Raw genomic sequence first — 14,283 nt, forward strand, 5'->3', positions numbered from 1 at the left:
TGTTAGTCCATACGAACGACGGGAACCCGGGCGAGCAGTGGGGCGGGATTTTGCGACCAGAGAGGGGGACGCATCAACTGCGAAGAAACGCGTTTTATTGCGCTCTTTTTCTCCACATTTATGTATATGCCTGCTGCACTTTTTCTTTATGTGGAATGATTCTTGCGGTGGGCTGAATCGGAATTTTGCGCACTTCTGGCGACATTTGGGGCCTTCTTTCTTTTATTTGCACGAATTTTGTGAGTTATCGCACGGAAGTCAGATTTTTCCCTGAATAAATACACATTATTTCGTTCACAATTACGTTCATTTACATTCATCGCCAATTGCAAAATATTCCTTAGTGCTGCTATCTGGTCGACTGTATGGCGCGGTTACCTATGGCGACCCGAATTGAATCGCCATCCTCCTGGTGGATGAGCGTGTAACACTGCCCGACCGTTACAAATTAGTGACCTGGAAACACGGATGGCGTGACCTAATCCGCGAAATAAAACACGGACGCCGCCACTACGTGCTCCCGAAAAACCACAGTGGCGTACCGGGGCTGGACCGCCGTGCACCCGCCGCGCCCCCGCCCCCTGGAGGCCCTCCGCAACCTGCCTAAAATTAGTGTGCGTAAAAGCGGGACGGCTCAAGGATTTCTGGTATAGTTGCGGTCTTGCTTGATGTGGGGCGGTAGCTCAGCTGGGAGAGCGTCGCGTTCGCAATGCGAAGGTCGGGAGTTCGATCCTCCTCCGCTCCACCAGAATTCCCTGTAAGAACAACGCACTACGGTTGCTACTGTAGTGCGTTGTTTTGCTTTAGGCGGTATGCTTTCGCGCTCTGGGCGCGGCAGATTTGTGGCAAGCCACGACTTATGATGTGAGCCTTGCAGGCTTGGGGTGCATGCTATCCAAACACTGCTGAACAGGAATGCACGACCAAACCACCGAGGCCGAAGACAGCAGCATTTTGGAGCAAGCCCCCAGGCCCGAGGGCGGCTTGAAGCTCGGTTTGCTGCTGGCCTTCATCGCCCGTGAGGCCGGCGGCCTCACCGACGCCGAAGCCGAGACTATCAACGAGCTCCGCGGCAAGACGCCGGCAGAACCCATGAGCTTTGAATGATCGCTCTCGATACCAACGTCATTTCCGAGCTGCGGAAGGAAGATCGCACCCGCGCCGAATGTCCAGACCTGGATCGATGCGCAGATGATCGAAACGCTGTCCCGGTCGGCCATCACCGTGACCGAACTGCGCTTCTGAAGCGATACCGTAAGCCAGTGCCGTAGCTCTTCGATGAATTCTTGCCGTTAATTTTTGACCGAACATAGGAACAGCCTCGGGACACACCGTGTCTCCAAGGCTCTTTCGTTCCCACAAGAATGGCACTGTGGTGCCGCAAGAACGATCCCGCTCAACCCCTGCCTCGACTAGTGCAGCGGGGCCGCGATTTTCCATTTCTCGATCAGCGTGCCCCAACGCTCCGACTCTTGCGCCATCAGTTGCCCAAAAGACGCGGCGGTGTTCGGCAGGGACGGTGGAGCAAAACCACGAAGCTGCAATGCCTCTTGAAGAGACGGCATGCTCAAGACCGTGTTAAGGGACTTGTTCAGCCTCTCGATCACCTCTGGCGGCGTTCCCTCGGGCGCTACCAGTCCCTGCCACGAGTCGACATGGAGGTCCGAGGGCAGGCCCAGCTCCTCCACCGTGGGGATATCCGGTGCCATCGCCGAACGCTCAGGAGAGAAGACAGCAAGCGCACGGACCGATCCCGCCTCTAAATAAGGAGTGGCGACCGCGAGAGACATGAATAACGTGTCGACCCTGCCTCCAATCAAATCCGCGAACGCAGGGTCCGGACTTCTATAGGGAACTTGTAGAAGCGATACGTTCGACTTCATCTGGAACAACTGATAAAGCAGATGGCCGGTCGTCCCCGGAGCGGGGGTCGCGCATTTTATGGCGCCGGGATCTTCGCGTGCCCGCCTGACGAGCTCATCGACGGACTTCAGCTCAGTGTGGCGGCCAGTGAGCAAGACCATGGGTACACGCGCGACCAAGCCGATAGGCCGGAAGTCCTCGCGCATGTCATACCGGAAACTGCCATAAACCGCCCGATGGATGAGGTTGGGCCTGCTTGCCAAAAACAGCGTATAGCCATCTCCCTTGCTCCGCGATGCCTCCCTGGCCGCAATACTGCCACCCGACCCACTGCGATTTTCCACGATTACCGCCTGGCCCAGGTCCTTGGCCATCTCTTTCCCGACCAGGCGCGTCAGTATGTCCGAGCCACTGCCGGCCGCGAATCCCACCACGATCTTTACCGGCTGCTCCGGGTACGCCGCAATGGCGTCCTGCCAGGAACCGCACATCGGGACCGCACTGCCAGCCGCCAGAACGGCGCACAGGCCACGCTTGCTCAACGTCATCGTCGTCTCCTTCGTTTGTGAGTTTTCCCCTCCGCTTTTTTTGAGATGTTCGAGTAAGTGCGAGGCACCCAATGATGGTTCCGTCCTACGTCGTCTCCCATTCCCGCACTCTCGGCGCGCGCCCCGTAGGCGCACTGATCACTGCCCTTATCGCTGCGCGGTACGGGATGTCGATGTGCATTCTTGCTGCGTTCAACGGGTTCGGCGTCCAGCGCGCGGGCCGACCGGAGCCCGCCATTGCCCACACCGCCCTTAGTTCAGCAGCGGGAAAACCGCCAGGCCTATCACCGCCGCGCCGAGAACGACCATCGGCTCGGACAGTTTCTTGAACCGCAGCAGCAACAGCACCGTGGCGACCGCCAACAGCAATGTCGGCACATCGACGATGGTGCGCCGGGCGATCACGATGACCGCGCCCGCGATGGCGCCGACCGCCGCGGCGGTCACGCCGTCAACGAAGGCAAGAATACCGGGCAGCTTGCCGTACTTCTTGAAGTACGGCGCCGGGATGATGGTGAACAGGTAGCACGGCAGGAAGGTAGCCAAGGCCGCCACGCAGGCACCCGGCAGGCCCGCGACCAGGTAACCGATGAAGCCGACGGTGATGACCACGGGACCTGGCGTTATCATCGCCACGGCTACGGCATCGACGAATTGCTTATCGTCGAGCCAGTGAAAGTCGGTCACCACGCCGCCATAGAGAAATGGCACGATGGCCAAGCCCGAACCGAAGACGAAAGCCCCGGCCTTGGCGAAGAACAAGCCGATCCGCGAGAGCAGCGGCCAGTCCAGCGTGCCGAGCGTAACCCCCGTCGGCACGGATACCGCGACGAGCGCCGAAAGATGACCTGACTTCAGCCACCTGGGCGGCGCGCGCCTGAACCAGGCTAGCAGGCCCGCGGCGAGAAACAGCCAGGCAATCTCGGATTCGGTGATGACGGTGACGGCGGCCAGCACCAGATAAATGGCCCACAGCAGTTTGTCCTTGCCCACGCTCTTGACGGTGAGCTTGTAGCCGCTGATGGCAATAATGCCGATCACGGCGGCGCTCACGCCGTAGAACACGGCCTGCATCCAGGTCAGTCCGCCAAAATGCACATAGGCCCAACCCAGCACCACGACCATGAAGAAGGACGGCAGCACGAAAGCGATGCCCACCAGCGTGGCGCCAAGGATGCGGTAATGCACGTAGCCGAGGTAGATGGCAAGCTGCGCGGCCAGGGGCCCCGGCGCGAGCTGGGCCAGCGCCAGCCCTTCCTTGTAGTCGCCGTCGGTGATCCAGGCCCGCCCTTCCACCAGGTCGCGGCGCATATAGCCGGCCAAGGCAACCGGGCCGCCAAAGCCCAGCGCCCCCAGCCTGATGAAATACAGGACGAGCTGCCAGAGGGTATAGGCGGGTGGCGACACTGGCGGCGCCGCGCCATCGCGGGTGGATTCTTGGGAAGGAGTCATGATGTGCCCCTGAACGGGAGGACTCAGGTCTTGTGGCGGCCACTGGAAAAATGGGCATACAGGGAATCCAGCACGGCGCCGGTTTCGGCCAGCAAGGCATCGTCGTCGGGCAGGCGTTTGCGAGCGCCGGCCAGCATGGCCTCAAAGCCGGCCGCTTCGGGCACCGCCACGCCACCCACGTCCAGCGCATGCACCAGGGCCCCCAGTTGTGCAAGGCCGCGATTGTCGTCGAGGCCGAAGCTGGCAAGCAGGACCTCGAACGACACCCGTTCGCCCACATGCGTGAACGCGGCGCCGTCGAAATCAAAGCCCAGGGCGTCGGCCGGGCAGTCCGCGGGGCTTTCCAGCCACAGGAATCGGGCGGCAGGATCGATGAAGCGTTGAATCAACCAGGCGCAGGCAATGCGATCGACCCAAAGATGGCGCCGCGTCGCCCAGCGGCGGCCTTGGTAGTGGACGGGATCGCGGCGGACGATACCGCCTTCCGCCATGTGAGGTTCGCCGGGCGACAGGATCGCCTCGATGGCATTGGAGAAATCCTGCCACTGCGCCTGCGCGCGCAGCGACGTTTCGTTGGGGAAGAAATCGATCCGGCGCAGCGCCTGGTAAGTGCGCTGGTGCCGGCGCAGCAACCGGTTCAGCTCGGCCGCGCTCAGCGTAGCCAGGTTCTGGCGCGCCTCGAACAGGTCGGCCAGCCAGTCGTCATAGTCAGCCGTGCGATCGAACAAGGCCTGAAGTGCCGCCGACTCCTCGGCATTCCGGGCCTGGACGCGCAGCAACCACGACTGCCCGCCCTCCTCGCTGGTCTCGGCGGCCAGGTCGCCCAGCTGGGCCGCTTGCTCTGCATGCGATGGCAACAGATACGCGCCGTCGCGCAAGGCAATGCAGCCCTGCGCCTTGAGCGCACGCCAGATGCGCATGCGCGCCGTGGCGCCGCCGGTCGGCAGGCTGACGATGAGCAGAAGCCAGGGAGAAGCGGACGGGGTTTCCATGGCAGGTAAGATAGCCATGTAGTTCTATCTCTGCAAGATTGTAGAGGTCGCTACACAACCTACCCGTAGCCGGGATGGTCGAAAACCCGGCCGACACTGGGTCTGTCCCGCCCCCGGAACGACAAGACGCCCCGCCGCCTCGAAAGAGACGGCGGGGCGTTCATGGGATGCCGGCCTCCCGCCTACGCCTGGGTGGCGCCCGTCCCCATCGCCGGATCGGACACGGAGTCCTTGCCGATTTCAACGCGGCCCGCGTAGCGGCGCTTGAACGACGCCGCTCCCGTGCAGGTCACGACGAAGTCGTACCAGTTGCCGCTATCGCCCAGGGACCAGCTCAATTCGCCGACCTGACCCGCTTGCACGGTGGCCGTCCAGGGACCGTCGTTGCGATAGGCCTTGGCCGTCGCGGTGAAGACGCAGGCCGCGTTGCCATTGTTATGGAGCTTCACCACTACCTGGGCCGGATCGCAGACTTCGTAGCAGACCTGGATTTCCGGCCCTCCCGACGCCTGCTGTTCGTTGAGATTGCCGACGAATTCCCGGTGATAGCCATTGGGCCCCAGCACCCACAGGTCATAGGCGCCGCCGTCAGTCACCGGCACCGTCCATACCCCGTCCAGCGTCTTGCCCGCCTCGACCACATAGCGGCGCGGCGCCAGGTCCAGGTGATGCTTGTCGTAGACATGGAACACCGCGCCCGCGCTGCCATTGTTGGCAAACGTCAGCGTAACGGTACTGGCCCCGGCGGCGACGTGCGCGGTGGTGTGCAACTCATAGGGCAGCGCGCGCGACGGACGGGTTCCGGTCGCTTGCGCCGGCAGGACCGAAGCGGTCGTCGCGGCCGGAATCGTCACCGCGGACAACGCGGCCTGCGCCGCCGCCAGGCTGTCGGCCGTGGCCTTGTCGGTTCGCCCGGAAAGCGTCTCCAGGGCATCGACGTTGGGGCTCACGAAGTTGAAGCAGGACGTCAGGTCGCCGCATATCGCGCGGCGGTAATTGCTGATCTGCGGCTCCTTCACGCCAAAGCGCTTCTCCAGGAACATCAGCGTAGAGGTGTGATCGAATACCTGCGAGTTCACGTAGCCGCCGCGGCTCCATGGCGATACCACCCACATCGGCACGCGCGGGCCGGGACCGAACGGGCGTCCGTCCACCGTCGGCTGCGTGGCGTCGATGGGCGTGTAGTTGTGATACTCCACCGCCATGTCCGGGTCGGACAGCGTCGAACCGCCCGCCACGCTGCCGTCGGCGAAATGCGAGGGCGCCGTCGGCGGCGGCAGGTGATCGAAGAAGCCGTCGTTCTCGTCATAGTTGATCAACAGGACCGTCTTGCTCCAGACCTCGGGGTTGGACGTGAGCGCGTCCAGCACTTCCTGCACGTACCAGGCGCCCTGCGTGGGGCTCGAAGGGCCCGGATGCTCGCTGTAGATCGACGGCGGAATGATCCACGAAACCGACGGCAGCTTGCCATTGGCGATGTCGTCGCGGAAGCTTTCAAGGAAGCCGTAGGGCATGGTGTTGCCGAAACCCTTGGCCAGCGGGCTGAGGGCGTCGTCGATGGCCGGATCGTAGAACGCGCCGGCCGCGCTGGGCGCATTGTTCTTGATGTCGGTCGCCGCCACGTACACCGGGCGGCGCGCGACGGGCATGTCCTCGATGGCCTTGCGCCAATGACGGAAACCCATCATCTCGTTGCAGCCGTAGTTGTCGACCAGGCTCTGGTAGACCTTCCACTTCACGCCGGCCTTTTCCAGCCGGTCCGCATAGGTGGTCCACGTCCAGCCGGCGGTCGATGCGCCGATGTCGTTACCGCCGTTGAATTCATTGTTCAGGCCGGCGGTAGGCGTATACGTGCCGCCATTGGGATCCGTGCCGTTCGGACCGTTGGTGCCGGTCCAGTAGAACAGGCGGTTGGCGATGGTGCCGGTGTGGATCCCGCAGTGATAGTGGTCGCACAGCGTGAAGGCCTCCGCCAGCGAGCGCTGGAAGGGGACTTCCGCCGTCTCGTAGTAGCCCATGGCCAGCGGCTTCTTGGCATCCGGCCAGTTGGCCATGCGGCCGTTGTCCCAGGCTTTCTGGGAGTCGACCCAGGTGTGGGGCGTGCTGCCGGCGCGGATGGCATTGCCCGCGGCCTCGTCCAGGTGGTAAGGGATCAGCGTGCCGGCCCCCGGCGACGCGGTGCCGGTATAGGCCTGGTAGAAAACGTTGGGCGTGGCGGGCGTGGGAATGGGAAAGCGGTCGCCATAGCCGCGCACGCCCTTGTAGGTGCCGAAGTAGCTGTCGAAGGAGCGGTTCTCCAACATCAGCATCACCACGTACTCGACGTCGTTGATGGTGCCCGTGACGTTGTTGGCCTCGATGGCCAATGCGCGGCGGATGGCCGGCGGAAAGGCGGTCAGCGCGACGGCCGCGGCGCCCGTGCCGAGCGAATTTTGCAGGAACCTGCGTTTCGATGAATTGAAGCTCATGCTGTGTCGTGTCGCTTGAATCTTGCGTTGCCGCCTGGACAGGCGGAAAAGGAATCGGAAGTTCCGGTCAGGGCGCCGGCGCGCAATGCATCGTGGTGCACTGTGCCGGCGTCGAGGTATCCGGCGGCGTACTGTCCGACGGGTTGGAAGGCGTCGGCGTCGTCGCAGGATCCGGGTCGGAATCGTGCGAGCTGCCGTCGAAGCAGCCGCCCAGCGTAACGATCAACGCGAACCCGCACACGAGCCGCACTACGGTCATAGGTTTCAATTTGCACCCCAGTCATATGGCAACCCGGCGGCATGGTTCCACCGGGCATGCGCATTGTGGACACGCGGCAAGACGCGGGAATGTCATCTCGGCCAAGCTTGCCTATAGGGCCATCAGCCGTTTGCGGGGTCAGTTCCAAACGGCAACAAGCGTGACGCGACATTACACATTTCCGTGCATGTGCGCCAGGGAATAGGTAAATAAAAAAAGCGCGGAAGTCGCGGAAAAACTAGTGGATCGAAGCGCCGGGCAGGCTGGCGATGAAGGCCTCCGCCAGGGGCATGGACGCGCGCTCCCGCATGCAGTAGAGATACACGCGCAGCAGCGGTGGATCGGGCTCGATGGCGACCGTTCGCAGGTTGTCGTCCCGGGGCACGTCCCGCACGGGCATCAGCGTGCAGCCCAGGTTGTGCTGGACGGCTCGGCAAATCATCTCCCGGCTGCCCATTTCCAGCACGGCGCGGGGCCTGACGGCCTGCGCGTTCATGGCCTCTTCCATGAGGCTGCGGGTCCACGAGCCCTGCTCGCGCAGCAACAGCGTGTGCGCGGCCAGGTCGCGCAATGCGATCCGGCCCCGCCCGGCCAGGGGGTGGGCGCGATGCGCGACCAGCACCAGCGGGTCGGTCGCGATCTCGCAGCGCAGCAGGCGCGCGTCGTTGAGCGGCTCGGAGGCCACCGCCAGGTCGACGCGCGCGTCGAACAAGGCTTCCAGCACGGAGCGCGAATTGCCGACCTCGATGCCTATCCGCGCATCCGGATACTGGTCGCGGAATCCGCAGATGATGGATGCGATGTAGTTGGGACCCGTGGTCCCGATATGCAGCGCCCCCGACAAGAGCTGCCTGCCGTTGCGCAGCTTGAAATCGATGTCGTGCTGGATCTGCATCATCTGCCGGGCCAGCGGCATCAGTTCCGTGCCCGTGCGCGTGAGCGCCAGGCGGCCGCCGCGCCGGTGGAACAACTCCACGCCGTAGTCGGACTCCAGCTGCTGGATGCGCGCCGTCACCGTGGGTTGGCTGACCTGCAGCTGCCTGGCCGCGGCGGTCATGCTGCCCTGTCGCGCGGTTTCATAGAACGCAGCCAATAGAAAGGGAAGCATGGAATGCACGGCGCGCGGCGCCGCGGGCAGGGCCGCGGCAGGAGACGGAAGGATATCGAGTTATACGGCCTGAGCTTGACACTGGGATGAAAGCCCGCTGTCTGTTTCCTGACTACCCCGTCCTGAAACCCGTCCCGCCACCCCGTCCTCCTCGCGCCGTCCTCCTCGCGCCGTCCTCCTCGCCCCGCCCTCCTCCCCCGGCCAGACTGCCCCGGCCTGATTACCTCGCCGGCGCGGCCACGGGCGCAGTGGCGGCCGCCTGGGGTACGGACATGGGCGTGGCAGCAGCCGTCTCCGGCGCGGCATCGGCCTCGTTGACTATCATCCGCGGCTCGGTGTCGGGAGTAGTGACTACCGGCTCCGGCACGGTGGCGGGCGTGCCATAGACGCACACGGTCACGCCGAAGGTCGAATGCCCGTCGTCCCTGCCCGCCACCCGGACCTTTACGGCCTCTTGGCCCAGCTTCACCAGATAGCCCTTGGCCATGTCGGCGACCACGCCCGACAGGCGCCGGCTACCCATGACGTGCCCCTGGATCAGGATCTGGTGCACCTGCAACTTCTCCAGGTCGGGGCGCAGCTCGTCCAGCCATCGGTGCAGCGTGGGCCGCAATTTTTCCAGCCGCTCGCGCACCTCGGCGCCATACCGTTCCACGTGCTTCGCCGGGGACATGCTGACCACGGAACTGCCGCGCATGGCGTAGCGCCGCGTCAGCCTGGGTCTTTCCTGCGAGGCATCCATCGATACGGTGCACGCCGCCTGCGACTCCGCGGTACCCCCCAGCGCAAGCCGCGTCAGCGCGGCTTCGTCGGGTTGACCCGCCGGCCCCGCCGCCACGGCCAGGATGTCCCCGGCGCCGCCATCCACGCTCAACCCGTGGGCATACGAACTGAAGCTCAGATGGCCGGGATCAGAGAGGAAATTCAGGCGGTCAAGGGACATAGGGACGCTCCATGCGGGTTGTAGTGGACGCTCTGCGGCAAGACGCACGAACCGGGCACGAACCCGTCAGAAGGGGACCGGTATGCGCGCATACATGCGAGAGGTGCCAGTCAGTTACTTAACCTACTTGATTGTTCCGCAGTGTCTCCTTTTATTTACCCCTGCCTCGGCGTGGCGCAAGTCGGTCCGGCCCATCCGGAACCAGAAATATCGTTCTTCTACTCAAGAAAAATTCCAGGCCCGGCCACCAGCGCGGGCACTCCATCGACCTCGTCTGCGTCGTGCGCGCCGCGGCAATACGCCCGCGGACCCATGGCGGCCAGACACCTTCTTGAACGGGACCATGATGATCAGTATCGAGCCTGCCGATATAAAGGAAATAGTCGAATTCGCCCTGGACCGGGAGATCGGTGCGTTCTCCATGAGCGCCGACCTTTACGACGACTACGACTTGGACTCCCTCGGCTCGGTAGCCCTGGTCGTGGAAGTGGAAAAGCGCTACGACCTGCGCATTCCCGACGAACGCATGCCCGACGTGCGCACCGGCGAGCTGCTCAAGACGGAAATAGAAAGATTGCTGGCCGAACGCGCATCCGGGGAGGCCCGGCAATGACGGCGGATGGCGGCGACATCCGCTATCCGCAGCAAATGGACTATCACCAGATCCTGCGCCTGGTGCCCTACCGGTCGCCCTGGCTGCTGCTCGACCGCATGCTTGCCTGGCACGGCCACGGCATCACGGTGCAGAAATCCATATCCGGTGCGGATCCCCTGATGGCGGCGCATCTCGCCGGTGGCCCGTCCATCATGCCCGGCGTCCTGTACATCGAACTGGTCGGCCAGGCCACCCTGCTGCACGGCGTGGTCAGCGGCAGCAGGACCGAGCGGGACGGCGCCGCCGTGCTCGGACGATGCAAGGGCGAGTTCCTCTCTCCCGCGTTCATCGGAGAAACCATCACCGCCGAGGTCACCGTCAACGAAAAGATCGCCGGAAAGACTGTATATGAAGGCGTGGTGCGGGCGGGTGACCGCCTGGTCTGCCGCGTTTCCGGAATGGGCGCGGTGATCGATGCGCCCTCTTCCCTGTCCTCTCCCCTGTCCTCTCCCCTGTCCTCTTCACAGTCCCCGTCCCAATCCACTCCCCTCCCCCTCTCCCTGCCAGGCGGCCCAAGACCATGATGACCTCCTATCCGCAATCCATCGCGGTCTCGCGGCAGTGCTGCGCCATCGCGAATATCGGAAGCTCCTGGGACGAATGCTGGAACCAGTTGCTGGCCGGACGGCGCGCATTCTCGCGTGGCGCCGACCTGATCGCCGGCTGGCCGGACAGCCCACCCCTGGCCGCAATCACCACGTTTCCGGGGCAGGCAGGCCCGCCACCGTATGCGCGACGCACGGACTGGCTCGCACGCCTCGTCGGCGAGCAGATGCGCGCGCCGGTCGACGACCTTGCGCACGCGCACCCCGCCGCCACGCTGTCCTTGATCGTGGCCACGTCCCATGGCAATCCGGGACCGCTGTCGGCCATCGCCGATGCCGAGCACGCGCGTGTCGACCGCTCCAAGATAACGCAAGCGCTCTGGGAAGGCCTGGTCGTCGACAAGCTGGTAAGGGAAGTGAATGCCGGCCTGGGGCGCGAGTTGCCCGGCGTCACGATATCCGGCGCCTGCGCGTCGTCGCTGGTGGCGATATCCTATGCAGCCGACCGCATCGGCGCCGGCCTGTCCGACGCCGTCCTGGTGGTCGCCATCGACACGCTTTCCCGTGTAGCGTCGGTCGGCTTCGACAACATCGGTGCCATGTCGCGGCTGGGCTGCCGTCCTTACGACAAGCGGCGCGACGGCACCACGGTGGGCGAAGGCGCCGCCGCGGTGCTGATGGCCAGGCCCGAACTGCTGCCGCGGGAAGACCGGTGGGGCGCGGTTGCCGGCACCGCGGTCCATTGCGACGCCGGCCATATGGTCGAACCGAGTCCGGCCGGGATGTCCAGGGTCATGCAAGGCGCCCTGCAACAGGCCCGCCTCCTGCCCGTGGACGTGCAAGGCGTCTTCTGGCATGGCACGGGAACGCGCCAGAATGACAAGACCGAAGCCGAGGCCTCCCGCATGGTCTTTGGCGAGCGCTCCCCGCCATGCACCTCGACCAAGGGATCCCTGGGACACACGATGGGCGCGTCCGGCATGTTCAATGTGCTTGCGGCATGCGAGGCGCTGAGCCGCGGGGTGCTCCCGCACATCGCGGGGACCGACGATCCCGAGTACGGGAACCTCGACCTCGTGCTGCACCAGCCCCGGCCGGTCGCGTCCGGTCCCATGCTGGTCACCGCCCTGGGATTCGGCGGCATCAACGCAGCCGTCACCCTCCTGCCCCAGGAGACCTCGGCATGGGCATGACGATACTTCGGGACGGCCCCTATCTCCGCGCAATCGGCTGGCTGTGCGGGCAAGATCACGCCGCGCGGGTCGCAACGACGCGGACATGGGACCAATTGGCCAACCCTGTCGACTTCACGGACGATGGCGGCTATCGCCTGCGGGCGGACACGGAGGCCGGTGTTCCAGCAAGCCCCTGCGCCGCCGTCATGCAGGGCAGCGGCGTCGCGCGCGCGCGCTCCGCGGCCAAGTCCACGGTATACGCGGCGTTGCTGGGCAGGCGGCTGTTGGACACGGTCGCGCCGCGCGACGGCTATCACGGCGACCACGTAGGCGTCGCGGTCGCATCCGGCTCGACGATCACGCCCATCGCCTGGGACTTCGAAACAACGGGATTGCGCAAGGGGTGGCGCAAGACCGACACCCTCCTGCTACCCAGCTCCATCCCCAGCGCCATCGCCACCCAGGTGTCGGCCGCGCTGGACACGCACGCGGCGGCGCTTGCCTTCCAGGACGGCGCCCTGGGCGTGTGCGCCGCGTTCGAATATGCGCATCTGGCATTCGCGCACCGGCGGGCGGACTATTTCCTGGTCATGGGCGCGGACGAGGTCTCCCAAATCCAGGGCGATGCGCTTGCCGCCCTGGGGGATACGCGGCCCGTGCTCAATGGCGCCAGTGGCCTGGTCCTCGGCCGCACGCCCCATGGAGACCAGGATTGGCAGTTGCGCCTGTGCGCCCATGTGGACCGGAACGCAGGGGACGTAGGAGTCGCAGGGGACGTAGGCGCCATGCTGCCAGGCGACTGGCCGCTGGCCGTCTCGCGCGACATCGGCATCAAGGACAATCCGACGCTTTTTACCGCGCCGCTGCTTGCCTACGCGCTACACGACTTGCTGCGCCATGCGGGGCGCAAGGCGGTGCTGACCTGCCGCCTGCCCGGCAGGGGCGCCTACGTCCTGGGCTTTTCCCGGCGCAAGAGCAATGACGATGACTGACCCGTGCGTGCAAGCGGACGACAGGAAGCGGCTGTTCCCCGTCTGTTTCATGTTCCTCTGCTTCGGCAACCTGATCCTGAGCCTGGCCGCCACCTTGTTCATCCCGCCGGCGTCGGCGTACGCGCTCTGCACTGCCTTGTACGCCGCGCTGGTCGTCATCGAACTGCGCTGCGGCATCCGGTCCCCGATCTCCATTACGCTACTGCTCCTGTATGCCGGCCTGCTCGTCCTTGCGTTCAACGGCTACCCCGTCAGGGACTACGCCGGCGTCCTCATCTTCTCCTGGCTGACGCTGCTCACCGGCGTGCTGCTGCTCCGGAAAAAGCCCTTCACGATCTTCTATTCGAAAGCCAGGGGCATGAAGCCGCTGCATTACACCGTCTCCACCTTGTGGTGCACGGTCTACGCCTGCTGCCTGCTCTGCCACGCCTTGCGCTTTCCGCGCGCGTACTTCCTGGTGGTGCCGTACCTGCTGTGCATCGCCTGCGCCTTGTGCACGATATTCCTGCACCTGTGCTGGTTCGGCCGACGCCATGCGTTGCAATCGTCCTTTGCCATCGGCGCCTACCGGTTTCGCCGCGTGCATGTCGATGCCGACGGTTTCGACCGGTTCTGCCGTTTCTACGCACGGCAAATCGTCCCCCCGGACGACAATCGGAAGGCCGACGACCTCGCCCGCGCCATCGCCGCCATGGAGCGGGAGCTGGGCCGGGACGCCTGCATCTTCATCGCGGAACGCGGGCAGGAAATCGTGGGCTGCATACGCTGCATCCTGGACCGGAAGCAGCGTCCCTTCCCGATGGAAACGGACATGCGGCTTTGCTTCGCCCCCCTGCGCCGCAGCGGCCGGCTCCTGTACATAGGACGCCTGGCAGTGGATGCCGCCTACCGGGACCGGCCCGATGTGCTGAATGGCCTGTTCAAGTGCTTCGTGGACCTGGCGCTCAGCAGGGATATTTCCTTCGTGGTCGCCGAGGGGCTCGCCAGCCGGCTGCCCGCCTATCGGAAACTGGGCTTCGAACCCATGTTCGCCAGCACCGACCCACGTCATTCGATCAGGATGTCGCTGGGGTATGACTGCCACCCGATATACCTCAATTTCGCCAGGCTGGTCTTTCTGCAAGGAAGCGCGGCGCCTGACAGGTATGGATTCGCCGGCTTCGTCAACCGCTACCTGGCCGAGCGCTGGTTCAAGCGCAAGGCATTGGCGAACATCCTCCGGCCGTCCGGCCGCTGGCCCTGGCGTTTCGACCTGAAGCAGATCCACGCGGCACGCTAAGGAC

General features: G+C 64.5%; 13 protein-coding genes and 1 tRNA gene. 7 read left to right on the forward strand and 7 right to left on the reverse strand.

Annotated elements, in window-relative coordinates; genetic code table 11:
* Nucleotides 1-672 precede the first annotated feature (672 nt).
* Nucleotides 673-748: transfer RNA gene (locus C7R54_RS02555), tRNA-Ala, on the forward strand.
* Nucleotides 749-915: 167 nt separating this feature from the next.
* Nucleotides 916-1,107 (forward strand): plasmid stability protein stbC, encoded by a 192-nt coding sequence (locus tag C7R54_RS02560; RefSeq protein WP_204524278.1) that lies wholly within the window; start codon nucleotides 916-918, stop codon nucleotides 1,105-1,107.
* Nucleotides 1,108-1,412: 305 nt separating this feature from the next.
* On the opposite strand, the gene C7R54_RS02570 is transcribed toward C7R54_RS02560, so the two are convergent.
* The 7 genes from C7R54_RS02570 to C7R54_RS02600 form a co-directional block, all read right to left on the reverse strand.
* On the reverse strand, nucleotides 1,413-2,411 hold the full coding sequence (locus C7R54_RS02570) for a Bug family tripartite tricarboxylate transporter substrate binding protein (RefSeq protein ID WP_129148615.1): 999 nt from the start codon (nucleotides 2,409-2,411) through the stop codon (nucleotides 1,413-1,415).
* Nucleotides 2,412-2,663: 252 nt separating this feature from the next.
* On the reverse strand, nucleotides 2,664-3,863 hold the full coding sequence (locus tag C7R54_RS02575) for a chromate transporter (RefSeq protein WP_129148616.1): 1,200 nt from the start codon (nucleotides 3,861-3,863) through the stop codon (nucleotides 2,664-2,666).
* A 23-nt stretch (nucleotides 3,864-3,886) separates the two neighbouring features.
* The gene (locus C7R54_RS02580; RefSeq protein ID WP_240039343.1) at nucleotides 3,887-4,873 is read right to left on the reverse strand and encodes a chromate resistance protein ChrB domain-containing protein; all 987 of its coding nucleotides are present in this window, start codon (nucleotides 4,871-4,873) and stop codon (nucleotides 3,887-3,889) included.
* Nucleotides 4,874-5,037: 164 nt separating this feature from the next.
* The gene (locus C7R54_RS02585) at nucleotides 5,038-7,323 is read right to left on the reverse strand and encodes a phosphocholine-specific phospholipase C (RefSeq protein ID WP_129148617.1); all 2,286 of its coding nucleotides are present in this window, start codon (nucleotides 7,321-7,323) and stop codon (nucleotides 5,038-5,040) included.
* Between the two features lie 67 nt (nucleotides 7,324-7,390).
* Nucleotides 7,391-7,582, reverse strand: coding sequence for a hypothetical protein (locus C7R54_RS02590; RefSeq protein ID WP_129148618.1), 192 nt, complete (start codon nucleotides 7,580-7,582; stop codon nucleotides 7,391-7,393).
* 238 nt (nucleotides 7,583-7,820) lie between these two features.
* Nucleotides 7,821-8,690: a LysR substrate-binding domain-containing protein gene (locus C7R54_RS02595; RefSeq protein ID WP_129148619.1), complete on the reverse strand. Its 870-nt coding sequence runs from the start codon at nucleotides 8,688-8,690 to the stop codon at nucleotides 7,821-7,823.
* 220 nt (nucleotides 8,691-8,910) lie between these two features.
* The gene (locus C7R54_RS02600) at nucleotides 8,911-9,633 is read right to left on the reverse strand and encodes a hypothetical protein (protein ID WP_158021129.1); all 723 of its coding nucleotides are present in this window, start codon (nucleotides 9,631-9,633) and stop codon (nucleotides 8,911-8,913) included.
* 343 nt (nucleotides 9,634-9,976) lie between these two features.
* On the opposite strand from C7R54_RS02600, the gene C7R54_RS28790 reads away from it, so the two are divergent.
* The 5 genes from C7R54_RS28790 to C7R54_RS02625 are packed head-to-tail and all read left to right on the forward strand — an operon-like array spanning nucleotide 9,977 to nucleotide 14,279.
* Entirely contained in the window at nucleotides 9,977-10,246 is a 270-nt protein-coding gene (locus tag C7R54_RS28790) for a phosphopantetheine-binding protein (RefSeq protein WP_158021130.1), read from the forward strand.
* Nucleotides 10,243-10,812, forward strand: coding sequence for a 3-hydroxyacyl-ACP dehydratase FabZ family protein (locus C7R54_RS02610; RefSeq protein WP_129148622.1), 570 nt, complete (start codon nucleotides 10,243-10,245; stop codon nucleotides 10,810-10,812). Before C7R54_RS28790 ends, C7R54_RS02610 begins: the two co-directional genes overlap by 4 nt.
* The gene (locus C7R54_RS02615; protein ID WP_129148623.1) at nucleotides 10,809-12,026 is read left to right on the forward strand and encodes a beta-ketoacyl synthase N-terminal-like domain-containing protein; all 1,218 of its coding nucleotides are present in this window, start codon (nucleotides 10,809-10,811) and stop codon (nucleotides 12,024-12,026) included. The genes C7R54_RS02610 and C7R54_RS02615 overlap by 4 nt, the downstream gene beginning before the upstream one ends.
* Nucleotides 12,023-13,000, forward strand: coding sequence for a hypothetical protein (locus C7R54_RS02620; RefSeq protein ID WP_129148624.1), 978 nt, complete (start codon nucleotides 12,023-12,025; stop codon nucleotides 12,998-13,000). The genes C7R54_RS02615 and C7R54_RS02620 overlap by 4 nt, the downstream gene beginning before the upstream one ends.
* The gene (locus C7R54_RS02625; RefSeq protein WP_129148625.1) at nucleotides 12,993-14,279 is read left to right on the forward strand and encodes a GNAT family N-acetyltransferase; all 1,287 of its coding nucleotides are present in this window, start codon (nucleotides 12,993-12,995) and stop codon (nucleotides 14,277-14,279) included. Before C7R54_RS02620 ends, C7R54_RS02625 begins: the two co-directional genes overlap by 8 nt.
* The last annotated feature ends 4 nt before the right edge of the window (nucleotides 14,280-14,283 follow it).

Source organism: Achromobacter aloeverae (assembly GCF_004121055.1).
Lineage (GTDB): Bacteria > Pseudomonadota > Gammaproteobacteria > Burkholderiales > Burkholderiaceae_B > Bordetella_C > Bordetella_C aloeverae.